Origin of the sequence: Pseudomonas sp. 86_A (assembly GCF_017491705.1) — a bacterium.
GTDB lineage: Bacteria > Pseudomonadota > Gammaproteobacteria > Pseudomonadales > Pseudomonadaceae > Aquipseudomonas > Aquipseudomonas koreensis.
This window is the reverse complement of record NZ_JAFGYS010000004.1, coordinates 34,283-60,076: the sequence shown is the minus strand read 5'-3', so window position 1 is coordinate 60,076 and position 25,794 is coordinate 34,283. Positions and strand designations below refer to the sequence as shown.

Below are 25,794 nucleotides of genomic sequence, written 5' to 3'. Positions count from 1 at the left end.
GACAGCACAGCCAGTCAATCACCCGTGTGATCAAAGATATGGCGCAGCAATTGGCTCTTCGAGCGTCTCGCCAATGATCCTTCACTATGCAAGCCATCAGGAAACGCTCAAGTGAACGAATCCGTTTTGTTTAGAATCAAAGCGACAGTTTCCAGCGCGTTCCGCAGTCGCCTACTCGATCATTCATTACCGGAGAACAATGCATGCCTCTCAGTGACACCATTCACAGAGCGTTGCTAAGCGCGGAGGAACGTTCCTCTATCGCTGAAATAGAAGCCACTACCAATATTCTCCAGCTCGTCACACGCATGACCGGGACACGCTTCGCGGCGATCGCAAAATTCACCGACACGGAATGGATCGTCTGTTCCGCGCACGATCCGATCGAACTGGGGATCAACACCGGCGACACACTGGAACTCGAGACCACGCTTTGCAGCGAGTTTCGAAGAGATCCCCAAGTGCTTTTCGTGCCACAAATCAGTCGAGACGGCAGGTTCTCGACGCGTCCGGTGGTGAAACAATATTTGATTGAAAGCTACGCCGGCGCGCCCATTTTCCTTCCCGATGGACAACTGTGGGGCGCGCTGTGTGCTTTGGACTCCAGGGCCGTCATATTCGACGACCCGGATCTGGCGGACACTTTAGGCCTGTTCGCCAGACTGATCGGCTGCATCTTCTACTCGAATTTGACAGAGCCCGGCAGCGGCTACAGCAAGAACGGTTCACGGGTTACAGAATAACCAAGACAAGGCCCTGAATAGTCGGGGCCTTGTCGTTTGTGTGTACTCAGAACCCGCTCAGAAGCAAAAACCGAGGGCGATGACGCGATACGTTAAGAATGCCCTCCATTCGCAAAGTCTCTACGTCCCCCCCAAAAGCCCCTCTGTCGTCTGGGCGAAATTCGTGCCGGCCTTTCGCACGAGTCGACGCCATTCAGTCGCATTGATCAGCCCTTCCAGTTCCATCGAGTCGGCCATTTTCAGCAACTCGTCGTACTGATCCTCGGCGTCCATGCGGATCTCTGGCGTTTCGAGTAATTTTTGCCAGGCGGCCAACGCCTGCTCTTTCCGACCGTCGCTCATGGTTTATCACCCTGGTGAGTTGTGAGTCGGTAGAGGGCTGCGCGTCTGCAGTGTTCAGTGAAGGCGACTGACGGTGCAACAGAGGGCGTGGCCTGGTCAGGCTGTGGCGTTCGATTCGCCAAGATGAGCTGCAGTGGCATGGCGCCCCGCCAGCCAGGCCAACACAGACGCCAGCACCAATACCGCAGCGCTCAGCTCGAAGGTGGCTTTGTAACCGCTCAGGTCAAATGCCAGGCCACCGACGATTGCCCCTGCGGCGATCGCCAGTTGCACAATGGCCACCAGCAAGCCTCCTCCAGCTTCGGCGTCGTCCGGGAGGGTCTGCGCCAGCCACGTCCACCAGCCCACGGGCGCCGCGGTGGCGACCAACCCCCAGAATCCGAGCAGCACAGCCGTGAGCAGTGGCGAGGCACCGAAGTTCACCAGCGCCAGCGCGATAATCGCCATGATCAGCGGGATCAACGTCAGCGTGCGGTAGAGACCGTTGCCGATGAATCGCTCGATCAGGAAGGTGCCGATAAAACCGGCAAGGCCCAGCCCCAGGAGCATGAACGACAACGTCGTAACGCTGACCCCGGTGACGCCTTCAAGAAACGGGCGCAGGTAAGTGAACAGCATGAACTGGCCCATGAAAAATACGCTGACGGCGATCATGCCCAAGGCAACAGGCCAGCGTGTCATCAACCGCAAGGCGTTGCCACTGTTGCCCCGGCCTTCGGCCTTGAAGGACGGCAGGCTGATCAGCAGCCACACGGCGGCCAGCGCGGCGACGGGCACCACGCAAAAGAATGCGCCGCGCCAGCCGATCAGCGAGCCGAGAAAGCTGCCCGCCGGCGCGGCGATGACTGTCGCCAGCGCGTTCCCGCCATTGACGATGGCCAGCGCCCGGGACACTTGCTCGGGTGGCACCAGACGCATGGCGGTCGCCGCCGACAATGACCAGAAACCGCCGATGGCGATGCCGATCAAGGCACGCCCAAACATGAATGACGGGTAGCCCGGGGCGAACGCGACCACCGTGCCCGAGACGATCATCAGCAAAGTCAGGCACAGCAGCAGCTTCTTGCGCTCGACGCGCGCGGCAACCGCGGCAATCACCAGGCTGGTGAGCAAGGCGAAGGCACCGGATACGGAAATCCCCTGCCCGGCCTGGCCCTCGGTGATGTGCAGTTCTGCGGCAATGGGCGTCAGCAGGCTGACGGGCATGAACTCTGAAGCGACCAGGGCAAATGCGGCCAACGACATGGCCAGCACGGCGCTCCAGCCGCGTTTTTCTGTAGAAAGAGAAGTCATTGGAACTACCTGTATTGCGAGAGGCGTCCGGGCAACGGCTCGGACGCGCGTTTTTTCACTGTGCTTGCGTCGCTTCGTCGATCACGAAAAGGACGTGATTGTCACCCTTGAGTTTGCATAGGGACTTTCTTTGTAAGGGCTACCTTGCAAGGGCTCTCCTGCAACAGTTCGACACATTCTCCCGGTCGATCCACCTCTGCCCTAGTGCATTCCTCTTGAATGCTTGCCTGATCCTCTGAGGATGCAGGGTGATGGATAGGAAACCCCTCGGCAGCGTATTAGAGTTCGATCAACAGGAGTGACCCGACATGATCGATACCCCTCCGCGCCCTGAATCATCCTTGGCGTTGAACATAGACCCGCGCGTGAGCGTGCCGGGTGACTTCCCCACGGCCATACCCGGGCTGTCGCTGTTTCGGCGCGACCGGCCGGCGCCCCCGGTGGTGTGCATGATCGAGCCGAGCCTGATTCTGGTGGGCCGTGGCGAAAAGCGTTTGTGGGTCGGTGGCGAGGGTTACTGCTATGACCCGGCGCGGCTTCTGGTCACGTCGCTGGACCTGCCCGCCAACTCCGAAGTGCTGCGTGCCAGCCCCGAACAGCCCTGCGTCGGGCTGGTGCTCAAGCTGGATGTCGGCATGCTCGCCGAGGTCCTCAGCAAGGGTGGTCTGCCGGCGAAACGGCAGCCGTCGATGAACACCGGCGCAGGCATTGGCAGCCTGTCATCCGCCCTCGAAGACGCCCTCGAGCGCCTGCTGGCATTGCTCGATGAACCCGAGGCGATCCCGGTGCTGGCGCCGCTGATTCTGCGGGAAATCCACTATCGGCTGCTCAACACCGATCAGGGCGCCAGGCTGCGGCAGATCATTGCCGTGGACGGTCAGGGTTATCGCATTGCCAAGGCCATCGACTGGCTCAAGGTCAATTACACCGACGCGCTGCGTATCGATGAACTGGCGGCGCGGGTGCAGATGAGCGCGCCGACCTTTCACCATCATTTCCGTCAGCTCACCGGCATGAGCCCTTTGCAGTACCAGAAATGGCTGCGGCTGAACGAGGCCCGGCGGCTGATGCTGAGCGAGCGCCTGGACGTCTCGCGGGCGGCGTTTGCGGTCGGCTACGAAAGTCCTTCGCAGTTCAGTCGGGAATATGCCCGCCTGTTCGGCACTGCACCGAGTCGGGATATTGCCCTGATGCGCGGGCAGCCACTCGAGGCAGACGCGCCCGGCGCAGTCGCGAACTGAACGAAAAACCGTGATGCGCCTCGCCGCGTGTCACCGCTTATAACAATGCACGTCAACCGATGATCAGCGGGTGAACCATGGAACTACGAATCAACCAGAAGACCTATCAGGTCGATGCCGACGCCGATACGCCCCTGCTGTGGGTGATCCGCGATGACTTGGGCATGACCGGCACCAAATACGGCTGCGGCCTGGCGCAATGCGGCGCCTGTTCGGTGCTGGTGGACGGCAACGTCGTCCGCTCGTGCGTAACGCCGGTGGCCGGTGTGGTTGGCCGCGAGGTCACCACGATTGAGGCGATCGAGGCCGATGACGTGGGCAAACGGGTCGTCGCGACCTGGGTCGATCTGCAAGTCGCGCAGTGCGGCTATTGCCAGTCCGGGCAGGTGATGGCGGCCACCGCCTTGCTCAAACAGAACCCCAAGCCAAGTGATGCACAGATCGAAGCGGCGATGGTCAATCTGTGCCGCTGCGGCACTTACAACGCCATTCATGCCGCCGTGCATGAGCTGGCCGGCAAGGGAGAGGCCTGATGAACGTTCGAATCGACCCTGCGCAGGAAGCGTCGGTGCTGGCTCTGCATGACCCGGTCAACCTATCGCGCCGGCGTTTCCTGACCGGCACCGCCGTCGGTGCGCTGGTGCTCGGCTTCGGCCTGCCGTTGGGGGTGACCCGCGTGCAAGCGGCAGCAGCAACGACTAGCGCCGAGCGCGGCACGCAGGTCCCGGCGTTTCTCGAGATCCGCCCGGACAACCGCGTGCGCCTGCTCTGCCCGTTCATGGAAGGCGGACAAGGCACGTTCACCGCAATGGCGCAGATTGTCGGCGAAGAACTGGACGCCGACCCGGCGACTTTTCTGGTTGAAGCCGCCCCGCCCGGCGAAGCCTATGTGGTGATGGAAAACGGCCTGCGCATCACCGGCGGCAGCATGTCGGTGCGCATGAGTTACCCGGTCATGCGCCGCCTCGGCGCCCTCGCCCGCGCCATGCTGCTGCAGGCCGGTGCGCAAAAACTGGGGGTGCCGGTGAGCGAGTTGAGCACCGAACCTGGCAAAGTCGTGCACGCCAAATCGGGCCGTTCGCTGGCCTACGGTGAACTGGCCGAGCACGCGCTGGATCTGCCGGTTCCCGATCCGGCCTCTGTGCAGCTGCGTGATCCGAGCCAGTTCCGCTGGATCGGCAAACCGGTGAAGCGCGTCGATGCCTACGACAAGTCCACGGGCAAGGCGCTGTACAGCATTGACCTGAAGGTCGACGACATGCTGCACGCCGCCGTTCAACATGCGCCGCGCCTGGGGATGACGGTGGGCAACCTGCGCAACGAAGACCAGGTCAAGGCGATGAAAGGCGTGCATTCCGTGCATCGCCTGCCGGGCGCCGTGGCGGTGGTTGCTGAACGTTGGTGGCATGCAAAGCGTGCGGTGGAAGCGATTCAGGTCGACTGGCAGGAACCCACCGCAGACAGCCAGGTGCGGCCGATGCCCGCGGACTTTTCCAGCGATGCCTGGCTCAAGCGACTCGCAGAGGACAAAGGCCCGGCCAAGGATGATGAAAATGAAGGCGACGTGGCTGCGATTCTGGCGAGCGCCAAGACCCGGATCGACGCGACTTACCACAACCAATACCTGAACCACGGCCAACTGGAGCCGCCCTCTGCGCTGGCCCGGTTCAATCCGGACGGTTCACTGGAAGTCTGGTTGCCGAATCAGGCGCCGGACATGTTCCGTGCCGACATCGCCACACGCACAGGCCTCGATCCGTCGCGCATCACCTTGCATTCGCCATTGCTGGGTGGCTTCTTCGGTCGGCATTTCCTCTACGACTCGGCCAGCCCGTATCCCCAGGCGATCGCCCTGTCCAAGGCCGTTGGGCGCCCGGTCAAACTGATCTGGAGTCGCGAGGAAGAGTTCCTGCGTGACGTGCTGCGTCCGGTTGCGGCGGTGAACTTCCGCGCGGCGCTGGACAACGACGGCTGGCCGCTGGCAATCGAGGCGATCAGTGCCACCGAAGGTCCGACCGAAGCCCTCGCCGGCAAGCAGGGTGAGAAGCTCGACCCGACGGCGCTTGAAGGGTTGTCGGGCAAGTCCTACGCGATTGCCAACAAACGCATCGCGCAGATCTACGTCAAAGGTCCGGCGATGCTTGGTTACTGGCGTTCGGTGGGCAATTCCCTCAACGACTTTTTCTATGAGTCGTTCCTTGACGAACTGGCGGACAAGGGCGGCAAGGACCCGTTCGAACTGCGCCTGCATCTGCTGCGTGATAACCAGCGGTTGACCACGTTGCTGCAAGCAGTGGGTGAGCTGTCGGGCGGCTGGAAGCGCGGGCCGTTTACCGCCGAGGACGGCAGCAAACGTGCGCGAGGCGTGGCCATGGCTTCGCCGTTCGGCACCCAGACGGCGGTGATCGCCGAGGTGTCCATCGAGCACGGCCAGGTCAAGGTGCACGACATCTGGCAGGCGATTGACCCGGGCAGCATCGTCAATCCGGCGATTGTCGAAGCGCAGGTCAACGGCGCCGTGGCGTTGGGGCTGTCGCAAACCCTGGTGGAGGAATCCGTGTGGGTGGATGGCAAACCGCGGGCGCGCAACTATGACTTGTATCCGATCCTGCCGCCTGCGCGGATGGCTCGAGTCCACGTGCGCGTCATCGAGAGTGGCGAAAAAATGGGCGGCATCGGTGAACCGCCGCTGCCCGCCGTCGCGCCCGCCGTCGCCAATGCGGTGGCAACGCTGACCGGGCAGCGGGTGCGCAGCCTGCCCATGAGCCGACACACCTTCACTTGATCAGCGCCGGAGCGTCCATGAATAACAGCCGATTCGCAAGAACCGCAGGCTGGCTGGCCGTGCCATGCCTGGTCGCGGCAGGCCTGCTGGCCTGGTATGTCACCCGCGAGCCTGTCTCGCGTCTGGAGAATCATCAGATCGCCGTGGCCGACATCGACCCGGCGCTGGTCGCCCGTGGCGAATACGTCGCCCGGCTCAGCGATTGCGTGGCCTGTCACAGCGTGCCGGGCGGTGCACCGTTCGCCGGTGGGCTGGAAATGGCTACGCCGCTGGGCGCGATCCACGCGACCAATATCACCCCGGACACGCAAACCGGCATCGGCCGCTACAGCCTGGCGGACTTCGACCGAGCGGTGCGCCACGGCGTGGCGCCCGACAGTCGCCGCCTGTATCCGGCGATGCCCTACCCGTCTTACGCCAAGCTCAGTGATGACGACGTGCGTGCGCTGTATGCGTTCTTCATGAAAGGCGTGGCGCCGGTGAAGCAGGCGAACATCCCGAGTTCGATTCCGTGGCCGTTGAACCTGCGCTGGCCGATTGCGATGTGGAACGGCGTGTTTGTCGATGCCGAACCCTACGCCGCCAAACCATCACAGGACGCCCTGTGGAACCGCGGCGCCTACCTCGTCCAGGGCGCCGGGCACTGTGGCAGTTGCCACACGCCCCGTGGCCTGGCGTTCAACGAAAAGGCACTGGATGAATCCGGCAAGCCGTACCTCGCCGGCGCCTTGCTCGATGGCTGGTACGCACCGAGCCTGCGCGATGACCACAACACCGGTTTGGGCCGCTGGAGCGAGCCGCAGATCGTGCAGTTCCTCAAGACCGGGCGCAATCAACACGCGGTGGTCTACGGCTCGATGACCGAGGCGTTCAACAACTCCACGCAGTTCATGAACGATGAGGATTTGACCGCGATCGCGCATTACCTGAAGTCGCTGCCCGGGGACCGCGAACGCGACGGCGCGCCCTGGCAATATCAAAACGCATCGGCAGCGGAACGTCTGGACGTGCCCGGTGCTCATACCTACGTGACGCGCTGCGCCTCGTGCCATGGCCTGGATGGCAAGGGTCAGCCCGAATCGATGCCACCGCTGGCCGGCGCAACGTCTGCACTGGCCAAGGAAAGTGCCTCGGCGATCAACATCACCCTCAACGGTTCGCAGCGTGTGGTGGCGGCCGGGGTGCCGGACGCCTATCGCATGCCGGCCTTCCGTGAGCAGTTGTCGGATCAGCAGATTGCCGACGTGCTGACCTTCATGCGCAGCACCTGGGGCAATCAGAGCCCTGCGGTTGAGGCGCAGACGGTGAGCAAGTTGCGTGAACACACCGATCCGGCCAGCAGCAGCCCGATCATCCTGCAGATGCGTTAAGAGGAGAACCTGATGGAAAGTATCGACTTGCTGGTCCTGCGCACAGCGCGGGACTGGCTTGCCGCCGGCGAGCGTGTGCTGCTCGCCACAGTGGCGCGCACCTGGGGTTCGTCACCGCGCCCGACGGGGTCGATGATGGCCTTGCGTGACGACGGTCGCGTGGTGGGTAGCGTGTCCGGCGGCTGCATCGAAGACGATCTGATCCATCGCTACACCACCGCCCATGGCGGCAGCGGTTTTTGCGACAGCGCACCGCAAGTGGTGCGCTATGGCGTCAGCGCCGATGAGGCGCATCGATTCGGCTTGCCCTGCGGCGGCACGCTTGAACTGATCCTCGAGTTCAACCCGGCGTGGCAGTCACTCGATGAACTGCTGACGCAACTGGACGCAGGGCAACTGATGCGCCGGCGCCTGGCGTTGGCGAGCGGTCAGGTCACACTCGAACCCACCGCGACACCGGAACAATTCAGCTTCGATGGCACACAGATGCTCAATACCTTGGGGCCGGGTTATCGGATGCTGATGATCGGGGCCGGTGCGCTGGCCGAGTACCTGGCGACCATGGCGTTGTTCAACGGCTTCAAGGTGGCGGTCTGTGACCCGCGCCCCGAATACATCGAGACCTGGGCGGTAGACGGCGTGGAGCGCATCGTCGGCATGCCCGATGACGTGGTCCGCGACTTCGCGGTCGATCTGCGCACCTGCATCGTCGCCTTGAGCCATGACCCCAAACTCGACGATCTGGCCTTGCTCGAAGCGCTGCACAGCCCGGCGTTCTACATCGGCGCCATCGGCTCACGACGCAACAGCCAGCTGCGCCGCGAACGCCTGATCGAACATTTCGGAGAGACCGAGGCGTCGCTCGAGCGCCTGCACGGGCCGATCGGCCTCTACATCGGCAGCAAGACCCCTGCGGAAATCGCAGTCAGCGTGATGGCCGAGATTCTGGCGGCGAAGAATGGCGCGAGCCTGCCGAGTGAGCTCCGGGTCGCCCAGGCTAAACACTCCATCGAATACCAGGCCGATCATCGTAGCGCCCTGCAGTAGATCCGCCTCCTCGGCCGGTATCTGCGGACGATCTGTCAGAGAGAGATGTCAAGGATGACCGCCGCTGGTTACCAGAAGGTCAGCCCCCTTTTCGCTGTTGTCTTCAGCCCTGATCAGGACGTTGTTTTCCTCGTCGATTTGATACGGAACATCAGCCTCAACCCCGTCAATCCCGGTCTTGACGACCACGTTTGTGTAGCGCTTGCCGTCCCACGAGCGGAACACCAGCGTGGAATTCTCCCCGCCGGAAAGTGTTGAACCGAGGCTGCCGATGAGTCGGCTGTCGGCACCTGCGGTCAATACGCAGTTTTTGCCGGCGGTCAGCTTGCTGCGATCCCCTGCCATCAGCACACAATCGTCGCCGGCGGTGAGTTTGCTGCGATCGCCAGCGGTCAGGTAACTGTTGCTGCCTGCCAGGAGCTTGCTGCGGTCACCGGCTGTCTGGGTGCTGTCTGCACCGGCAGTCAGTTTGCTGCGGTCACCGGCCATCTGGATGCTATGGGCACCGGCGATCAATGTGCTGCGCGAACCCGCTGTCTGCGAGCTGCCCTTGCCGGCGATCAACATGCTTTTATGCCCGGCAATCTGAGTGCTCTCATGGCCGGCAATCAGCGAGCTCTTATGACTGGCGATCTGGTTGCTGCCGTATCCGGCCGTCAGGCTGCTGCGCATTCCCGAGGTCAGGCTGCTGCCATAACCGGCAGTCAGAACGCTGTGAAGTCCACTGATCAACGTGCTGCCATAGCCCGCCGTCAAAAAGCTGCGAACGCCACTGGTCAAACTGCTGCCGTAACCGGCGATCAGCGAACTGTCTTGCCCAGCCACCCCGGTACTGCCATAACCGGCGGTGAGTGTGCTATCGCGCGCTGCCATCTGGGTACTGCCATAACCGGCAGTCAGCGTGCTCTCGTAACCGGCAGTCTGCGAACTGCCGTAGCCGGCCATCAACGAACTGCCGGATCCGGCCGTTTCGGTACTGCCGTAACCGGCGGTCAGCGTACTGCTGTCGAGGGCGGTGAGTGTGCTGCCATACCCCGCTGTCAGGATACTGTCGTACCCCGCGGTCTGGGTGCTGCCATATCCCGCGATCAGGGTGCTTTCGTAGCCGGCGGTCAAAGTGCTGCCATAACCCGTCGTCAGGCTGCTGTTGAAACCCGCGGTTTGCGTGCTGCCATAACCGGCAACCAGAGTGCTGCTGTAACCCGCCGTTGAAGTGCTGCCGTAACCGGTGGTCAGCGAACTTTCTTCCTGGGCGGTCTGAGTGCTGCCGTAACCGGCAGTCAGGGTGCTGCCATAGCCTGCGGTTTGCGTGCTGCCATAACCTGCGATCAACGAGCTTTGATAGCCGGCCGTCGAAGTGCTGCCGTAGCCAGCGGTCAACGAGCTATTGTCCTGGGCGGTTTGCGTGCTGCCGTATCCGGCGGTCAGGGTACTTTCATACCCCGTGGTTTGCGTGCTGCCATAACCTGCGATGAGCGAACTGTTGTATCCCGCGGTCGAGGTACTGCCATATCCCGCCGTCAGTGAACTGTCCTCCTGAGCGGTCTGGGTACTCCCGTAGCCTGCGGTCAGCGTGCTTTCGTGTCCTGCGGTCTGAGTGCTTCCATACCCTGCGATCAACGAACTGTCGGGGCCGGCGGTACTGGTGCTGCCATAACCTGCTGTGAGCGAACTGCCTTCCTGTGCGGTCTGTGTGCTGCCGTAACCGGCAGTCAGGATGCTTCCGTGACCGGCAGTTTGGGTACTGCCGTAACCGGCGATCAGCGAGCTGTCGTAGCCAGCGGTTTCCGTACTGCCGTAGCCCGCGATGAGGTCGCTGCTTTCCTGAGCGGTCTGAGTGCTGCCGTACCCCGAAGTCAGAATGCTTTTGTAACCCGCCGTCTGAGTGCTGCCGTAGCCTGCAATCAGAGCACTGCCGTGGCCGGCAGTTTGCGAACTGCCGTAACCGGCAGTCACCATGCTGTCGGGTCCGGTGGTGGCCGTGCTGCCGTAGCCTGCGGTGAGATCGCTACCGATCTGAGCTGTTTGTGTACTGCCATAACCGGCGGTCAGGGAGCTTTCCTGCCCCGCCGTTTGCGTGCTGCCGTAGCCGGCGATCAGCGAACTGTCGGAGCCGGCAGTGCCGGTGCTGCCGTAGCCCGCGGTGAGATCGCTACCGATCTGAGCCGTTTGCGTACTGCCATAACCGGCAGTCAGCGAACTCTCGCCGCCCGCCGTTTGCGTACTGCCGTAGCCGGCGATCAGCGAACTGTCGGAGCCGGCGGTGCCGGTGCTGCCGTACCCGGCGGTGAGATCGCTACCGATCTGAGCCGTTTGCGTGCTGCCATAACCGGCAGTCAGAGAACTCTCGCCGCCCGCCGTTTGCGTACTGCCGTAGCCGGCGATCAGCGAACTGTCGGAGCCGGCGGTGCCGGTGCTGCCGTAGCCGGCGGTGAGATCACTGCCCTCCTGGGCCGTCTGGGTGCTGCCATAACCGGCGGTCAGAGAACTCTCGCCGCCCGCCGTTTGCGTGCTGCCGTAGCCGGCGATCAGCGAACTGTCGGAGCCGGCGGTGCCGGTGCTGCCATAGCCTGCGGTGAGATCGCTACCGATCTGAGCCGTTTGCGTACTGCCATAACCCGCAGTCAGAGAACTCTCTCCGCCCGCCGTTTGCGTGCTGCCGTAGCCGGCAATCAGCGAACTGTCCGAGCCGGCGGTGCCAGTGCTGCCGTAGCCGGCGGTGAGATCGCTACCCTCTTGGGCTGTTTGGGTGCTGCCGTAACCCGCCATCAGCGAGCTTTCATCTCCGGCGGTTTGTGTGCTGCCATACCCTGCAATGATCGAACTGTCGGACCCTGAAGTTCCGGTGCTGCCGTAGCCCGCAATAAGCGTGCTGCTATCCCCAGCAGTTGCGGTGCTGCCATAACCTGCAATGAGCTGGCTCTGACTGGCGCCAGTGAGCGTACTGCCATAGACCGCTGTTTCGAGCTTTTGCGTAGCTCGCAAAGTTGTACGGTGATTGACCACATCGGGAAGACTGCCGGCAATAACCGGGAGTGTGGAGAGTGTCTCAACGACCTCTGCTTGCACTTCAGGAAACTTGAAAGTCTCAATCAAATTGGTGGTCGAGGATTCATAATTAACCGCATTGTCAACAATGTAATTCAGTGCGCTACTTCTCGTACCCACGTGGACTACTTGTGCGCGGGAAAACTTTACGCCTTCATCATCTTCAAGAAAAATCAAATCACCCACTGCAACTTCACAGACGACCCATCGCGCATCTGCCTGCATGCTCAATTGAGCATCCGAGCCCTGCCCCCAAAGCAAGCCCGTCAGGCCATTCTCGAGCTTTCTCGTAGGCTCCCAAAACCTGCATTCCACCAATCCTGAGGCAGGCCATATCAGACCACAGTGGTCGGCCATGTTATTGGCGCATGTCCTCAGAACCAGAACGTTTTCGGTTTTCATTTTACAACACCTTCACAACTTCAATCTCTAGAATCCTTTGGAGGCGAACGTCCTTGATATATTTCCACAATCGAATTCCACGCAGGCAACAGCATTCGAATTGATAAATAAATTCGATTGCGCAGATCTCGGAAAGATATAAAATTTGCGACAACTCAATAAAGCCGCTACATCAAATCAACATCGAGAGATATTGAGAAACATAAGGAGACAGCTATAAATATCTGATTGACTCTATATTCACTGCTTCGCCAAAACATCCATAAAAGCAGAGTGATCCCGGGAGGAGATAAAAACCTGCTCTGCCCTTCCAGTAATTCTGGATGGCCTCGAGGTGGAGAAAGGGCTTATAACGCCTTATCGCGTCGACATAAGGCAATGATTGGCCAGTTCTCTCTCTAACGAAAGCGAAATGAAGCAAATTTCATTGATGATTAGAAATACTTAATGAAAAAAAGAGGCGTTTGTTCTGCCCGCCCCCAATTGCTCCCGGATGTTTCCTGGCCGCACTTTAGATAAAGACGGCTTTCACAAACTGATCACGCCCCCGCGCCTTGGCGTCATACAGCGCCTGATCCGCGACCTCGATCAACCCTTGCAAGCGTTCCAGTTGCGCGCCCGAGGCCGTCGCGATGCCGATGCTGACACTCAGCCGTCCGTACGGGCTGGCGGTGTGCGCGATGTTCGCTTGCTTCAGGCGGTCGAGAATGAGCTGCGCCACCACCGCCGCACCGTCACTGTCGGTGTCCGGCATGATCACGCCCATTTCCTCACCGCCGTAGCGCGCCACCAGATCTGACGGGCGTCGCACGCATTCCCCGAGGAGCTTGCCCACGGTTTGCAGGCAGGCATCGCCGGCAACGTGTCCGAACGAGTCGTTAAACAGCTTGAAATAGTCGATATCGATCATCAGCAACGCCAGCGTCGTGCCGTCACGTTGTGCGCGCCGCGCTTCCATGGCGAGGCTCTGGTCAAAGCAGCGACGGTTGGCCAGCCCCGTCAGGGCGTCCTTCATCGCGAGCAGTTCAAGCTGCCGATTGGATGAAAGCAACTGCTGCTGCGTGCCGCGCAACTGGTCTTCGGCGCGGGTGCGCCGGCGGATATCCAGAATCAGAAACCAGCCGATCAGCCCGGTCAGTCCCAACAGCCCGGTCACCACCACTGCCGACAGCCACGCCTCCAGACGCCACGCAGCAAGGGCCTCGCGCTTGCCGAGGGCGACGGTGGTGATCAGGGGCAGCCGATCACTCTTGCGGAAGGCATAAAGCCGCTCCACGCCATCCAGGCTGGAGGTGAACGACGCGGTGCCGACAGAACGATCAACCAGATACTTGGCATAGATCGGTGACTTGGAAAAGTTGCGCCCCATGTCCTGCTCGCGGAACGGATAGCGCACCAGCAACGTGCCGTCGGTATAGGACAAGCCGATGGCGCCTTCCTGGCCGACGTCGATCTTGCCAAACAGGCGCAGGAAGTTTTCCACCCCGAGGGTGACCGCCACCACGCCGGCAAACTCGCCCTGCGCATCGTTGAAACGGCGGCTGACGGTAATCACCCACTCCTGATTGGAGCGGCTCTGGATCGGCGGACCGATAAAGGTTTCGCGGGAAGGGTCGTCGCGGTGATGGATGAAATAGACGCGATCACTGCTGTTCGCGCCGGCGGGAATCGGCCGGTTGGAAGACATCAACCAGCGGCCCTGGCGATCGTAAATGGTGATGCCACTGAGCTGTGGCATCAGCGGTTCCTGACGACTGACCAAGGCCCTCAGCCGTTCAATCTGCGCCGGACCGCTGCCTTCGGTTTCCAGACGCTCGACGAAGCCGAGCAACAGCAGCGAACTCTGACGGACGATGCCTTCGGAATACGTCGCCAGCGCCTGGGTCAGGTTCAAGCCATGGACGTTGATTTCTTCCAGTGCCCGCTCACGAGCGGCCAGCACTTTCCATACCGTCAATGACGCCAGGGAACAACCAATCACCGCCAACAGCAGCACTACCAGATGAGTATCACGCTTCACATCACTACCTTTGGGAAAGTCCGGTTTTCCGTTCCAGCGACTCATGATTGACTCAATGGCTGCAGCCGCCTGTCCTTGTCGCGCGCAAGGATACAAGCAGCCGTTAAACGCTGCAGCAACAGATTATGCAGTGGGAAAAAGTACGGCAAGCATGCCAGCCCAAACTATCGCCAGGCTTTCAGGACCGTTTCGAATCGACACTTGATCGACCTTCGGCAGATTCCGCTGAAACCCCATTGAACGGCACTTGCTGAAGTTTTGGCATCGCGCCAAAGCCAACTTTCTGACGCCTGTTTAACGACCCTTTGCACGCGTTTCTCCAGGCAAAAAATTTTGGCACTTTTGCACAACAAGTTGACATCCAAAAGCATGCCATGGGCCACCGATATCATTAGAGTATGCGCCCTTAAAAAGGAAAGGACTCTTGATGACTCAGTCACTCTCACGGCGCGTTGTGGCGATTACCGGCGCCCTGGGGAATCTCGGCGAGACCCTGGCGGACATGGCCGCAGCCCAGGGCGCAGATCTGGTGCTGATCGATCAGGCAAGGATCGGGCTGCCCAGTTCGCACAATCGACTGGTTCTGTCCGGCATTGATCTGGCGTCCCTCGCCGATTGCCAGGAGGTCGCCCGGCAGATCAACCGCTATTTCGGCCGCCTCGATGCACTGGTCAACAGTGCGGGCGGCTATGCGTGGGAGCCGTTGCTCGGCGGCACGATAGAAGCCTGGGACCGGCTCTACACGCTGAACCTTCGAACCGCATTGAACGCCAGCAAAACCTTGCTGCCGTTACTCTTGCAGTCCTCGGCGGGGCGCATCGTCAATATCGGTGCGAGCATGGCGGCAAAAGCCGGGTTGGGCATGGGCGCCTATGCCGCGTCGAAATCCAGCGTACTGCGCCTGACCGAAAGCCTGGCCGAAGAGCTCAAGGACATGAGCATCACCGTCAATGCCGTGCTGCCCAGCATTCTCGACACCCCGCAAAACCGCGAGGCCATGCCCGACGCCGAACACCAGCGCTGGGTCACCCCGGCCCAGTTGGCGGCGGTCATTCTGTTTCTGATCTCGGAACAAGCTTCGGCGGTCACCGGCACCGGCATTCCGGTGGTCGGGCGCATGTAGGCCTATTGACGCCGCGTGCCTGGCGACGTCGCTTCCTTCACCTTTCGGAAAAGCAAGATCACCGGATTACCGGACTTCCCCTCCCCCCATGCGACCCGCCACTTCCAGCGCTGCCTTCGTTAACCACGTCCTTGATGTCGCCGAACAACACGGCTGCGATGGCGACTGGCTGTTGCACCAGACCGGACTGTCACGCGAGCAGTTGTCTGACTCGATCGTGCGCATCCCCATGAAGCAACTGCGCGCCCTGCTGGAACTGGCGGCCTGCAGCAGCAACCTGGCGCATTTCGGTCTGCTGGTCGGCGCGGCGGTGCGCCCCGGCACCTACGGCGTGCTGGGTTATGTGCTGATGACCAGCGCGAACTTGGGCGAGTCGCTGAACATGATCCTGCGGTTCGGCAAGATCGTTTACGACAGCCCTTCCAGCCAGACCAGGATCCTCATCGGCGACGGCCGCGTGACCCTCGAAGATCAGCGCACCAATGAACTGGAACCTTACTGTGCCCTGCACCAGGAAGCCTTGATGGTTGGCTGGGCGGCGTTCGGGCGCTGGTTGATCGCCAGCAACCAACCGATGCAGGAAGTGCGAATGAGGCATGCCGCTGTCGGCGAGCCGGCGCTGTACGAACACTTTTTCGGTTGTCCGGTGCAGTTCGAGGCCGGGAGCAACGCGCTGGTGTTCGCCGAATCGACACTCTCGGCACGGATCCATGGAGCCGATCCGCGCATGCATCGCAGCATGCTGCTGGAAGCCGATTGGCAGTTGTGCCTGTCGTACCCGGCGTTTTCCGTGACCGACCGCTTGCGTGCGCTGCTCACCGAACAGTTGCCGTCCGGCGATTTCAGCCTGAAAAGCCTGGCCCGGCAGTTGGCGATTTCGCCGCGTACCTTGCAACGCAAACTGGCCGCCGAAGGGGAAAACTTCAATCAGGTGCTGGAAACCATGCGCATGGAACTGGCCGACCATTACTTGCGCCGCACCGACACCAGCATCATGAACATCGCCCTGATGCTGGGTTACTCGCAGGCCAGCTCGTTCAGCCATTCCTTCCGCCAGGCGCGCGGGATCTCGCCGGTGGATTACCGCAAGTTGCTGCGGGCCCGATAAGCCGCTTACGGTTTCAACTGCAACAACGCTTGACCCTTGTTGACGACATAGGTCGCCAGTTCGACGCCCTTGTCGCTGCCGACGTTTTTCGCCACATGCGCAACGCCTGCCGGGATGAACAGCGAATCCCCGGCCTTGAGGGTCACCGCCGGCCGGCCCTCAAGTTGATATTCCAGGGTTCCGCTGATCACGTACGCCACCTCGACACCCGGATGCGCATGCCGTGGCGCAGTCACCCCCGGTTCGAAATCGATGCGTGCCTGTATCACTTCGCGATCGGCCGCGCCCAGGTCCTGACGAATCAGATCGGTACGGCTCAGGCCTTGCTGCCAGCTCATGGCCTGAGCGTCCGCCGCCTGTGCCAGGCCGGTGAATGAAACCAGTGCGGCCACAGTGGCCAGAATCAATGTGCGTTGCATGGTAGAGCCCTCTCGACAGTCGTGGTGTGAAGGCCACGACTGTGCGGGCGGCGTGTAGCGGCGATGTGTCAGGCACCGGGCGTTTGGTCTCGGCGTGTACCGCGCCCGGCGCCGGATACACGGCGGTACAAAGCGACGCCGCCAGCGGATCGACCGTGTATCACAGTGTATGAAAGCGCCCCGGCGATACATGCGCTTGAGTCCCGGCGTTTTTTCGACATGGGCCAGATACGTCCCGGCGTTCAAATGCCTGCACGGGTTGCAGCACCTTCCCCATCAAGGCTCGCCAAGGAGACATCACCATGAAGATCGCCGTGAACAACCGCACAACCGTTAAAGCCCAACGTCGCTCGATCCTGGCCCTCGCATGGGTTGGCGCGGCTGCCATTGCTCAGATACAAACAGCCAGCGCCGCCCCACCTGAATCCAGCGAGCAAGCCGCAACATATTCAGCGCCCTCGCCGTTCGGTCCGCTCAAGCATGTGAAGGCCGGGTTACTGGACGTGGCATACGCCGAAACCGGTTCGGCGCAAGGTCCGGTGGTGATTTTGCTGCACGGCTGGCCGTACGACATTCACAGTTACGACGCGGTGGCGCCGTTGCTCGCCGCCAAGGGCTATCGGGTGTTGATGCCGTATGCCCGGGGTTATGGCGACACGCATTTCCTCTCGGAGCAAACCCTGCGCAATGGCCAGCCGGCGGCGCTGGCCAGCGACGTCATCGACTTCATGGATGCCCTGCACATCCAGCAGGCCGTGCTCGGCGGCTACGACTGGGGCGCGCGCTCGGCGGACATCGTCTCGGCACTGTGGCCGGAGCGGGTCAAGGCGCTGGTGTCGGTCAGCGGCTACCTGATCGGCAATCAGGCCGCCGGCCAGAATCCGCTGCCGCCCAAGGCTGAATGGCAGTGGTGGTATCAGTTCTACTTTGCCACCGAGCGTGGCCGCGACGGCTACCGCAAGAACACCCACGATTTCGCCAAACTGATCTGGCAGCTCGCCTCGCCGAAATGGGCGTTCGATGACGCGACGTTCGAGCGCAGCGCCAAGGCGCTGGAAAACCCCGATCACGTCGAGATCACCGTGTTCAACTACCGCTGGCGTCTGGGTCTGGTGCAGGGCGAAGCGAAATACGCAGCGCTGGAGCAAAAACTCGCCAGCGCACCGTCGATCAGCGTGCCGACCATCACTCTTGAAGGCGATGCCAACGGCGCACCGCACCCGGCGCCGGAGGATTACGCCAAGCGTTTCACCGGCAAGTATCAGTTCCGGCTGATCAACGGCGGCATCGGCCATAACCTGCCGCAGGAAGATCCGCAGGCGTTTGCTCAAGCGGTGATTGATGCCGATCAGCTCTGAGGCCAGCGGCACACACGGCGGCTCGGGCTATTTGACCAAGCGCTTTTCCTTGGACGGCCGATAGCCGAAAAACGCGCTGTAGCACTTGCTGAAGTGGCTTGGCGAGACAAAACCGCACGCCACCAGCACGTCCATCTGCGACAGCTCGGTGTGCTGCAACAGGCGCCGGGCTTCGGTGATGCGCAGTTCCAGGTAATAGCGTTGCGGGGTGGTGCCCAGTTGCTCCTTGAACAGACGCTCCAGTTGCCGTCGCGAGCGGCCGGCGTACACCGCCAGTTGCTCCAGTTCCAGCGGCTCTTCGAGGTTGGCGTCCATCAGTTTGACCACCTCGCGCAACGGCGCACTGACGCAGAGGTTTTCGTCCGGCTTGATCCGCCGATAGCGCGATTCCTCGAACGCCAGAATATCCTCGATGCCTTCGACCAGCGCTTTGCCGTGCAAGCCTTTGATCCAATCCAGTGCCATGTGAAAAGCCCCGGACGGACTGGACGCCGTAAGCCGGTCGCGATCGATCACGTAAGGTTCGCTGCTGACCTGAGTGGACTTGGCAATTTCCGTCAGCGCCGGACGATGTTCCGGGTGGATCGCGCAACGATAGCCATCGAGCAGTCCGGCGCGGCCGAGAAACCACGCACCGTTCCACAATCCGGCCAGACTGAGGCCGCGCTCTGCGGCGCATCGCAGCAGGCTGATCAATCCCTCGTTTGCCTTCAACTCGGTGCGGTAGCCGCCGCACACCACCAGCAGATCCAGCTCCGCCAGACAGGCCAAATCAATTTGCCCATCCGGACGAATCACCAGCCCCAGATCGCTGATCACCTCACCCTCGCCCAGACCAAACGTGCGCGACGTAAAGAGCCCGGCGCGCAGCAGGTTGGCGGTGATGATCGTATCCAGCGCCTGGGTGAAGGCCGGCAGCGAAAAGTGCTCCAGCAACAGAAAACCGGTGCGGGTGACGCGGGTCTCGGTGGCTTGCTCATTCAGATAGCGGAGGTTTTTGCCCTTCATGCCTCCGCTGAATTGACGTCGTTCGATCAAGGTCTGGCCCATCGGTCATGTTGTTATCCGCCGATAGTTGGCTCGATGGGCCAAAGAGTCAATCACGCTTGCGGCTGATGGCTGGTCACGCAATGAATCCCGCCGCCACCGGCCGTAATCGCATCGATGTTCAGCAGCTCGACTTTGCGCTCCGGGTACAGCCTCGACAGCAGCTCGTAAGCCTTTTGGTCGGCGGCCTTGTCGCCGAACTCCGGGGCGATGATCGCGCCGTTGATCACGAAGTAATTGATGTAGCCGGCGGCAAAGTCCGGGTTGTTCTTGTTGAACTTGCTCTTGCGTGGATTGAGCGGCGGCGAAATCGTGTGAATCTGCAGTGGCCGACCGTCAGCATCGGTGGCTTTCATGAGAATCTCCAGATGCGCCAGCGTGACCTGGTGATCGTAGGATTGCGGGTCGGTGTCGAGGTTGGCGATGACCACGCCGGGCTTGATGAACCGCGCATAGAAATCGACGTGGGCGTCGGTGATGTCCTTGCCCTTGATCCCCGGCAGCCAGATAATTTTGCGCAGGCCCAGCCGTGCCTTCAGTTCGGCCTCAACGTCTGCCTTGCTCCAGCCCGGGTTGCGGTTGCCGTTGATCCAGCTGCTTTCGGTCATGATCCCGGTGCCGTGACCATCGACTTCAATGCCGCCCCCCTCGCCCACCAGTTCGCTGCGCAGGTAAGTCGCTTGCGCGTCGTCAGCCACAATCGCGGCGATTTTCGCGTCCTTGGTGTGCTGCTGTTTATCGCCCCAACCGTTGAAATTGAAGTCGACCGCGCCGAGGCCACCCCTGTCGTCGATGACGAAGTTGGCGCCGATGTCACGCATCCAGATGTCATCGAGCGCGGCGGTCACGTAGGTGACATTACGGATGCCGCAATACTCTTCGGCCAGGCTGCGCTCGCCTTGGCGACAGAACACGGTCACCGGCTCATAGCGGGCAATGGCACGGGCGACACGGCCCAGGGCGGCCTGCACGTCAGCGGTGAAATCCTCCCAGATCGCGTCCTGCGCGCCGAAGGCGATGAACGCGCGTTCGTGCGGGTCGCCCTCGTCGGGCATGAACCAATCCTTTGCGCTGGCCGCCAGCACTTTGCCCGGCGACAGGCCAAGGCCGATGCACGCGGCGCTGACACCGGCGGCGACCGATACTTGTTTGATGAACTCACGACGGGTCGACATAACAGGTTTTCCTGAAAATGGCCGGCGCGCGGGCGCCGGCGCTGGCATCACGGGTGGGTGGCGGTCTTGAATTTGGTCCAGGTGCGCATGCGGGCGCGCATGTCGGCCTGGGGAATGTCCTTGCCCGGGATCAACCGAGCATAGGTGGCCTCGTCGGGGTAAATGTCCGGGTTGTCGCGCATGGCCGCATCGACACTGGCCCGCGCCTTGGCGTTGGAAGTCGGGTAGCCGGTGAAGTTACTGATCGCCGCCATGTTCTGCGGGCGCATCACGAAGTTGATGAAGGCGTAGGCGTATTCCGGGTGTTGCGCATCGACCGGAATCGCCATGGTGTCCATCCACACCGTGGTGCCCTCGCGAGGGATGCGGTACTGGAATTTCGTGGCCTTGCCGGCGCTGTCCGAGGTGCGCTGAGCCTGGGTCATGTCACCGCTGTAACCCAGCGACAGGCACAGATTGCCGTTGACCAGATCGGTCACCGGTTGCGACTGGAACTTGCGAATGTACGGACGCAGTTTCATCAACAAGTCGCTGGCTGCCGCCAGATCCGCCGGTTTCGCGCTGCGCGGATCGCGCCCCAGGTAATTCAGCACCACCGCCAGCACTTCGTCCGGCGAGTCGATCATGGAGATTCCGCAATCGGCAAATTTCGCCGCCAGTTCCGGTTTGAACAACAGATCCAGGCTGTTGACCGGTGCGTCGGCCATGCGCTGCTGGATCTGCGCCGCGTTATACGTCAGGCCGATGGTGCCCCAGGTGTAGGGCACGGTGGCTTGGCGGGAATGCTCGTAATGGCTGCGCAGTTTCTGCAAACCGGGTTCGATGTCGGCCAGCGCCGTCAGCTTCGATGGATCCAGCGGCATCAGGCTGCCCGCGCGCATCAGGCGCTCGGCCACGGTGTCGCCGGGAAAAATCAGGTCGTAGCCGCTGCCGCCGGCGAGCATCTTGGCTTCGAGGGTTTCGCTGCCGTCCATGACGTCGTAGATCAACTTGATCCCGGTTTCGGCGGTGAAGCGGCTGAGGGTGTCTTCGGCAAAATAATCGGCCCAGTTGTACAGCCGTAGGGTTTTATCCTCGGCATGCAGCGACGGGATCACGCAAGTCAGCGCCAGGCCCAATACGCCGAGCAGTCGTTTGTGGTGCGTAGCCATGTTCAAACCCCTTGAGTGTTCCAGCGTGCATGGAGGTGGCGACCGTCGTGGCTGAGCAGCGCGCCATACATGTCCGGGCGGCGGTCACGGTAGATGCCCCAGCTCAGGCGCTCTTCGCGCATGGCGTCGAGATCGAGGCCGTGCACCCACACACCGGTGCTGTCGCGGTCGGCGGCGGCGAGCAATTGGCCTTTGTGATCGCTGATGAACGACGAGCCGTAAAAGCGCATGTGCAACGCCGAATCGGTGGTCGCCACCTCGCATCCGACCCGATTCGCCGCCACCACTGGCAGCAGATTGGCCGCAGCGTGACCGCGCATAGTCATCTGCCAGTGGTCACGGGAATCCAGCGCCGCGCAGCCCGGTTCAGAGCCGATGGCGGTGGGAAACAGCAGCACTTCGGCGCCCATCAACGCCAGGCAGCGCGCTGTTTCGGGGAACCACTGATCCCAGCAGATGCCCACGCCAAGGCGGCCGAACGCGGTGTCCCAGACTTTGAAACCGCTGTCGCCGGGGCTGAAATATTCCTTCTCCTGATAACCGATGGCGTTGGGGATGTGGGTCTTGCGATACACCCCCGACAGGCGCCCGTCGGCATCGGCCACGGTCAGCGAATTGAAATACGCGTTGCCGGCCTTCTCGAACCAGCTCAGTGGCAGCACCACGCCCAGCTCTTTCGCCAGTGCGGCAAAGCGCTGGAGCATGCGGCTGTCACGAAACTCCTCGGCCAGCGCCAGGTGTTTATGGCTTTGCTCGATGCAGAAGTACGGCGTGGCGAACAGCTCCTGCAGCAGGATCACTTGCGCACCCTGCGCGGCGGCTTCACGGACCAGTTGCTCAGCCTGATCAAGGTTGTGCTGCAGGTCCCAGGTGCACGGCATCTGCGTGGTGGCGATGGTCAGATGGCTCATCTCTCAACCCTCCACCGGCCAGGCCGGTTGCTGTTGGGTGATGCAATGCACCCCGCCACCGCCATGAGCCAGGTGATTGATGCGCACCGGCACCACGTCGCGGCCGGGGAAGGCCTGTTCCAGTACCTTGGCGGCGGCGTGGTCAGCCTCGATGCCGTAAGCCGGCATGATGATCGCGCCGTTGGCGATGTAGAAATTGGTGTACGAGGCGCAGAACACTTCGGCGTCGGTGTCCACCGCTTCGCTGGCCTCAAACAGCTCGATCAGTTCGAACCGGCGGCCTTGAGCGTCAGTGGCCAGTTCCAGTGCGCGGCGATTCTCCCGCGCCACCTCGGCGTACACCGAGTTCTGGTCATGGGTGGCATCCACCAGCAACACGCCGGGACGAGCGAACGCGCAGACGCCATCGACATGGCCGTCGGTCATGTCGCCAGTGACGTAATCCGGATCGCCCGGCAGCCAGATGGTTTTCTTCACGCCGAGCAAGCGGCTGAAAATTTCTTCCATCTCGGCCTTGCCGATGCCCGGGTTGCGATTGGGGTTGAGCAGCACCGACTCGGTGGTGATCAGCGTCCCCTCGCCGTCAACGTGAATCGCTCCGCCTTCATTGCTCAGCGGCGTGCCGAAGCACTCCAGGCCCAGATGATTGAGGGCGCGGCGTGCCAGGCTTTCGTCCAGGTCATGCGCCGACTTGCCGCCCCACGCGTTGAAGCGCCAGCTGACACCGGCCAGCCCGTGCTGCGGATGGCAGACGAAGCTCGGGCCGGAGTCGCGGCACCAACTGTCGTTGACCGCCAGCGCGATCAATTCGATGTTTGGCCCGCACAGGGCTTTGGCGCTGGCGATGGCCGACGGATCGACCACCAGCTTCACCGGTTCGAAACGGGCGATGGCGTTGGCGACCCGGGCGAAGTCTTCCTGCACCTGCGCCAATGTCACGCGCCACCCCGACTCCCACAACGTTTTGTTGTGCGGCCAGACCATCCACGTGGCGGCATGGGTGACCCACTCCGCCGGCATCATCCAAGCGCTGTTTTTATTGTCATTGTGCTGCATGATAAGCCTCGCTAGTTAAGCCAATGTGTTCAAGGTGACCATGCTACGGACGCACAAACAGGCAAACAAACGATGGATTTTGCGCAGAACTGATTAGAGGAACTTATCGATATGCTCAAACACTGGCCGCCGCTCAGCTCCCTGCGCGGCTTCGAAGCGGCTGCTCGCCTGGGCAGTTTTCACAAGGCCGCCGATGAGTTGCACCTCACGCAATCGGCGATCAGCCAGCAGATCCGCAGCCTCGAGGCGTACCTCGAACAGCCGCTGTTCTTTCGCAGCGGACGCAGCGTGGCGCTGACCGATGCCGGCCACGACCTGCTCAGCACCACGCAGGCGATGCTGCAGCAACTGGCGGTCGGCATCCGGCGCCTCGGGCAATATCAGAAGCCCAATCAACTGGTGCTCAACACCACGCCGGCGTTTGCCCGGCACTGGCTACTGCCGCGTCTGGCGGATTTCCGGCAACAGCATCCGCAGGTCGATCTGTGGATTTTCAGCACCGATGAAGTGCCGGACATGGTCAGCCAGACGATTGACCTCGCCGTGCGCGACGACATCAGCTCGCAAGCCGAATGCAACTTCAAAGTGCTGCATGCCGACCGCCTCTACCCGGCCTGCCACCCGAGCGTGTTGGCGCAGCCCGTCGCGCAGCGCACCACGTTGCACGGCGAACGGGAAATGGACTGGAGTCATTGGGCGGTGGAAGCCGGAATCGATGTCGGCCAGCAGGATCAGGGCCTGAATTTTTCCGACCCGGGCCTGCTGCTGGACGCTGCGTGTGCAGGGCTTGGCATTGCGCTGGTCAGCCAGTTACTCAGCCGCCAGGCGCAGGACAGCGGGCTGTTGCAGCCGCTGGTGGAGCAAACCATTCGCGGCCCGAACTGGGCGCTGCTGACCCATCGCGACAGCGAGAACGACCCGATGGCGCGATGTTTCAGTGAATGGCTTTCAACCCAACTGGCAGGGCCCGATCCGCACGGTCAGACGACGGTGAGATAACCCGCACCGAGCCGGCCTTCCAGACGCCCGAACAGCACGTAATGCTGATAACCACTGGTGAACGCCCCCGTGGAAATCGCGCTTTTGACGTCCTGGTTCATTTGCAGGTATTGCGCTTCGTCGAAGTTCTCCGCACTGACTTCGCCGGTTCGCCCAAGCTTTTCGCTTTCGACCGGCACCCCCATGATCGTACGGCGCTGGAAGTCGATAATGCGGTTGACGGCATGACTCTCCAGCGGCCCACGATTGGATTGGGTCGAGTAGATGTGCAAGCCGTTTTTTGCGCAGCGATTGCACATGTCGACGCAATTTTTCTGGGTGGACTTGAGGCCGGTCAGTTGCGCCAGAGGCATGTCCAGATACTTGCCGACCTGGTATTCGGTCTGATTGAAAATGGAACAGCACAAAATGGTATTGCCGTTGCAGTCGAGCACCAGCCAGTCATCCTTGAGCGAGCACGCCTGCCTCGGATACTGGCGGACCAGATTGACCAGATCGTCGAAAGGCGGCAGCGCCAGTCTTTTCAGGGTTTCATGATCGGTATCCGTCACCGAAGGGTCGCGCTCGATCAGCGCCAGCGTTTTCTCCAGCGGCATCATTACTGAATACCCGGTGGAGAACTCGAAACCCAGACTTTGGCTGAACTCGCGCATCAGCCCTTCTTCTTCCATGTTGTCCAGATAACGGTGGTAGTAAACCTCGATCCGCGTATTCAAACCATGTTGCTGCTTGAGCTCATGCAGTTTGATCATATTGGCTTTGACCACTTCAATGTCGCCGCCCACGTGCCCCTGCTGGTAAGTCTCCTGGTAAAACCCGGACAACGAGATACGGAAGAACCAAGGATTGGCCAGCATGGCGGTTTCCATGTTCTTGGCCAGGTTCAAGTTGGAGCTGATACCGCTCTGCAAACCGGCCGCATTGATGATCTCGACAAACTCACCGATTCGCGGGTGGATCAATGGCTCGGTCCAGTTATACAGAAAGATCGTCTCGACCCCTTCGTTCCGGGCCTTGTCGACGATCTTGCGGAACATGTCAACTTGCATGGCTTTCTTGAAGTTGACGTTTTCCGAGTTGCCCATCGGGCACGAAGGGCAGCTTAAATTGCACGCGCCGACAATATCGATATACATATTCATGACGGGGGGTGACG

General features: G+C 61.4%; 21 protein-coding genes. 10 read left to right on the top strand and 11 right to left on the bottom strand.

The features are described from left to right. Window positions 1-203 precede the first annotated feature (203 nt). Window positions 204-743 carry a GAF domain-containing protein gene (locus J5M57_RS07645; RefSeq protein WP_207849518.1) on the top strand — a complete coding sequence of 180 codons (540 nt, stop codon included), beginning with the start codon at window positions 204-206 and terminating at the stop codon, window positions 741-743. A 120-nt stretch (window positions 744-863) separates the two neighbouring features. Here J5M57_RS07645 and J5M57_RS07640 read toward each other — a convergent pair whose 3' ends face one another. Together J5M57_RS07640 and J5M57_RS07635 are read right to left on the bottom strand one after the other, a co-directional pair. Continuing rightward, window positions 864-1,085 carry a hypothetical protein gene (locus J5M57_RS07640; RefSeq protein ID WP_169841869.1) on the bottom strand — a complete coding sequence of 74 codons (222 nt, stop codon included), beginning with the start codon at window positions 1,083-1,085 and terminating at the stop codon, window positions 864-866. A gap of 96 nt (window positions 1,086-1,181) precedes the next feature. Continuing rightward, window positions 1,182-2,378 carry an MFS transporter gene (locus tag J5M57_RS07635; RefSeq protein WP_169841870.1) on the bottom strand — a complete coding sequence of 399 codons (1,197 nt, stop codon included), beginning with the start codon at window positions 2,376-2,378 and terminating at the stop codon, window positions 1,182-1,184. 308 nt (window positions 2,379-2,686) lie between these two features. Here J5M57_RS07635 and J5M57_RS07630 point away from each other — a divergent pair, with 308 nt between their 5' ends. The 5 genes from J5M57_RS07630 (at window position 2,687) to J5M57_RS07610 (ending at window position 8,821) form a co-directional block, all read left to right on the top strand. Further along, window positions 2,687-3,619, top strand: coding sequence for an AraC family transcriptional regulator (locus J5M57_RS07630; protein ID WP_207849519.1), 933 nt, complete (start codon window positions 2,687-2,689; stop codon window positions 3,617-3,619). Window positions 3,620-3,696: 77 nt separating this feature from the next. Further along, window positions 3,697-4,152: a (2Fe-2S)-binding protein gene (locus tag J5M57_RS07625; RefSeq protein WP_064587334.1), complete on the top strand. Its 456-nt coding sequence runs from the start codon at window positions 3,697-3,699 to the stop codon at window positions 4,150-4,152. Then, window positions 4,152-6,404 carry a molybdopterin cofactor-binding domain-containing protein gene (locus J5M57_RS07620; protein WP_207849520.1) on the top strand — a complete coding sequence of 751 codons (2,253 nt, stop codon included), beginning with the start codon at window positions 4,152-4,154 and terminating at the stop codon, window positions 6,402-6,404. The genes J5M57_RS07625 and J5M57_RS07620 overlap by 1 nt, the downstream gene beginning before the upstream one ends. Window positions 6,405-6,421: 17 nt before the next feature. Then, window positions 6,422-7,774 (top strand): cytochrome c, encoded by a 1,353-nt coding sequence (locus tag J5M57_RS07615; protein ID WP_207849521.1) that lies wholly within the window; start codon window positions 6,422-6,424, stop codon window positions 7,772-7,774. A gap of 12 nt (window positions 7,775-7,786) precedes the next feature. Next, window positions 7,787-8,821, top strand: coding sequence for an XdhC family protein (locus tag J5M57_RS07610; RefSeq protein ID WP_207849522.1), 1,035 nt, complete (start codon window positions 7,787-7,789; stop codon window positions 8,819-8,821). Window positions 8,822-8,869: 48 nt separating this feature from the next. On the opposite strand, the gene J5M57_RS07605 is transcribed toward J5M57_RS07610, so the two are convergent. Then, on the bottom strand, window positions 8,870-12,271 hold the full coding sequence (locus tag J5M57_RS07605) for an Ice nucleation protein (protein ID WP_207849523.1): 3,402 nt from the start codon (window positions 12,269-12,271) through the stop codon (window positions 8,870-8,872). 511 nt (window positions 12,272-12,782) lie between these two features. Then, on the bottom strand, window positions 12,783-14,291 hold the full coding sequence (locus tag J5M57_RS07600; protein ID WP_064589987.1) for a sensor domain-containing diguanylate cyclase: 1,509 nt from the start codon (window positions 14,289-14,291) through the stop codon (window positions 12,783-12,785). A gap of 427 nt (window positions 14,292-14,718) precedes the next feature. Here J5M57_RS07600 and J5M57_RS07595 point away from each other — a divergent pair, with 427 nt between their 5' ends. Both J5M57_RS07595 and J5M57_RS07590 read left to right on the top strand, forming a co-directional pair. After that, window positions 14,719-15,414, top strand: coding sequence for an SDR family NAD(P)-dependent oxidoreductase (locus J5M57_RS07595; RefSeq protein WP_083369277.1), 696 nt, complete (start codon window positions 14,719-14,721; stop codon window positions 15,412-15,414). An 88-nt stretch (window positions 15,415-15,502) separates the two neighbouring features. Then, window positions 15,503-16,522: an AraC family transcriptional regulator gene (locus J5M57_RS07590; protein WP_207849524.1), complete on the top strand. Its 1,020-nt coding sequence runs from the start codon at window positions 15,503-15,505 to the stop codon at window positions 16,520-16,522. A gap of 5 nt (window positions 16,523-16,527) precedes the next feature. Here the strand turns inward: J5M57_RS07590 and J5M57_RS07585 are convergent, their stop codons facing one another. Next, window positions 16,528-16,941, bottom strand: coding sequence for a cupin domain-containing protein (locus J5M57_RS07585; RefSeq protein ID WP_083369279.1), 414 nt, complete (start codon window positions 16,939-16,941; stop codon window positions 16,528-16,530). A gap of 302 nt (window positions 16,942-17,243) precedes the next feature. Between J5M57_RS07585 and J5M57_RS07580 the strand changes: the two genes are divergently transcribed. Beyond that, window positions 17,244-18,299, top strand: coding sequence for an alpha/beta hydrolase (locus J5M57_RS07580; RefSeq protein ID WP_207849525.1), 1,056 nt, complete (start codon window positions 17,244-17,246; stop codon window positions 18,297-18,299). A gap of 27 nt (window positions 18,300-18,326) precedes the next feature. On the opposite strand, the gene J5M57_RS07575 is transcribed toward J5M57_RS07580, so the two are convergent. The 5 genes from J5M57_RS07575 to J5M57_RS07555 are packed head-to-tail and all read right to left on the bottom strand — an operon-like array spanning window position 18,327 to window position 23,639. Beyond that, complete coding sequence (locus J5M57_RS07575) at window positions 18,327-19,349, bottom strand: GlxA family transcriptional regulator (RefSeq protein ID WP_207849526.1); 1,023 nt, start codon at window positions 19,347-19,349, stop codon at window positions 18,327-18,329. Window positions 19,350-19,399: 50 nt separating this feature from the next. After that, a complete protein-coding gene (locus J5M57_RS07570; protein WP_207849527.1) occupies window positions 19,400-20,521 on the bottom strand; it encodes an agmatine deiminase family protein in 1,122 nt (373 codons plus the stop codon). A gap of 47 nt (window positions 20,522-20,568) precedes the next feature. After that, window positions 20,569-21,672: an extracellular solute-binding protein gene (locus J5M57_RS07565; RefSeq protein WP_207849528.1), complete on the bottom strand. Its 1,104-nt coding sequence runs from the start codon at window positions 21,670-21,672 to the stop codon at window positions 20,569-20,571. Window positions 21,673-21,674: 2 nt separating this feature from the next. Next, entirely contained in the window at window positions 21,675-22,583 is a 909-nt protein-coding gene (aguB, locus tag J5M57_RS07560; protein ID WP_207849529.1) for an N-carbamoylputrescine amidase, read from the bottom strand. Window positions 22,584-22,586: 3 nt separating this feature from the next. Continuing rightward, entirely contained in the window at window positions 22,587-23,639 is a 1,053-nt protein-coding gene (locus J5M57_RS07555) for an agmatine deiminase family protein (RefSeq protein WP_169841881.1), read from the bottom strand. Window positions 23,640-23,750: 111 nt separating this feature from the next. On the opposite strand from J5M57_RS07555, the gene J5M57_RS07550 reads away from it, so the two are divergent. Beyond that, the gene (locus J5M57_RS07550) at window positions 23,751-24,638 is read left to right on the top strand and encodes a LysR substrate-binding domain-containing protein (RefSeq protein ID WP_207849530.1); all 888 of its coding nucleotides are present in this window, start codon (window positions 23,751-23,753) and stop codon (window positions 24,636-24,638) included. Here J5M57_RS07550 and J5M57_RS07545 read toward each other — a convergent pair. Then, window positions 24,620-25,780 carry a radical SAM protein gene (locus J5M57_RS07545; RefSeq protein ID WP_207849531.1) on the bottom strand — a complete coding sequence of 387 codons (1,161 nt, stop codon included), beginning with the start codon at window positions 25,778-25,780 and terminating at the stop codon, window positions 24,620-24,622. The genes J5M57_RS07550 and J5M57_RS07545 overlap by 19 nt on opposite strands. Window positions 25,781-25,794: the final 14 nt, after the last annotated feature.

What these genes read in the sequence shown, in the direction of transcription:
- J5M57_RS07640 (WP_169841869.1), bottom strand. Translation starts at nt 1,085, where the DNA reads ATGAGCGACGGTCGGAAAGAGCAGGCGTTGGCCGCCTGGCAAAAATTA.
- J5M57_RS07620 (WP_207849520.1), top strand. Translation starts at nt 4,152, where the DNA reads ATGAACGTTCGAATCGACCCTGCGCAGGAAGCGTCGGTGCTGGCTCTG.
- J5M57_RS07605 (WP_207849523.1), bottom strand. Translation starts at nt 12,271, where the DNA reads ATGAAAACCGAAAACGTTCTGGTTCTGAGGACATGCGCCAATAACATG.
- J5M57_RS07570 (WP_207849527.1), bottom strand. Translation starts at nt 20,521, where the DNA reads ATGTCGACCCGTCGTGAGTTCATCAAACAAGTATCGGTCGCCGCCGGT.
- J5M57_RS07545 (WP_207849531.1), bottom strand. Translation starts at nt 25,780, where the DNA reads ATGAATATGTATATCGATATTGTCGGCGCGTGCAATTTAAGCTGCCCT.
- J5M57_RS07550 (WP_207849530.1), top strand. Translation starts at nt 23,751, where the DNA reads ATGCTCAAACACTGGCCGCCGCTCAGCTCCCTGCGCGGCTTCGAAGCG.
- J5M57_RS07610 (WP_207849522.1), top strand. Translation starts at nt 7,787, where the DNA reads ATGGAAAGTATCGACTTGCTGGTCCTGCGCACAGCGCGGGACTGGCTT.
- J5M57_RS07585 (WP_083369279.1), bottom strand. Translation starts at nt 16,941, where the DNA reads ATGCAACGCACATTGATTCTGGCCACTGTGGCCGCACTGGTTTCATTC.
- J5M57_RS07555 (WP_169841881.1), bottom strand. Translation starts at nt 23,639, where the DNA reads ATGCAGCACAATGACAATAAAAACAGCGCTTGGATGATGCCGGCGGAG.
- J5M57_RS07595 (WP_083369277.1), top strand. Translation starts at nt 14,719, where the DNA reads ATGACTCAGTCACTCTCACGGCGCGTTGTGGCGATTACCGGCGCCCTG.
- J5M57_RS07590 (WP_207849524.1), top strand. Translation starts at nt 15,503, where the DNA reads ATGCGACCCGCCACTTCCAGCGCTGCCTTCGTTAACCACGTCCTTGAT.
- J5M57_RS07645 (WP_207849518.1), top strand. Translation starts at nt 204, where the DNA reads ATGCCTCTCAGTGACACCATTCACAGAGCGTTGCTAAGCGCGGAGGAA.
- J5M57_RS07630 (WP_207849519.1), top strand. Translation starts at nt 2,687, where the DNA reads ATGATCGATACCCCTCCGCGCCCTGAATCATCCTTGGCGTTGAACATA.
- J5M57_RS07615 (WP_207849521.1), top strand. Translation starts at nt 6,422, where the DNA reads ATGAATAACAGCCGATTCGCAAGAACCGCAGGCTGGCTGGCCGTGCCA.
- J5M57_RS07565 (WP_207849528.1), bottom strand. Translation starts at nt 21,672, where the DNA reads ATGGCTACGCACCACAAACGACTGCTCGGCGTATTGGGCCTGGCGCTG.
- J5M57_RS07625 (WP_064587334.1), top strand. Translation starts at nt 3,697, where the DNA reads ATGGAACTACGAATCAACCAGAAGACCTATCAGGTCGATGCCGACGCC.
- J5M57_RS07635 (WP_169841870.1), bottom strand. Translation starts at nt 2,378, where the DNA reads ATGACTTCTCTTTCTACAGAAAAACGCGGCTGGAGCGCCGTGCTGGCC.
- J5M57_RS07575 (WP_207849526.1), bottom strand. Translation starts at nt 19,349, where the DNA reads ATGGGCCAGACCTTGATCGAACGACGTCAATTCAGCGGAGGCATGAAG.
- aguB (WP_207849529.1), bottom strand. Translation starts at nt 22,583, where the DNA reads ATGAGCCATCTGACCATCGCCACCACGCAGATGCCGTGCACCTGGGAC.
- J5M57_RS07580 (WP_207849525.1), top strand. Translation starts at nt 17,244, where the DNA reads ATGAAGATCGCCGTGAACAACCGCACAACCGTTAAAGCCCAACGTCGC.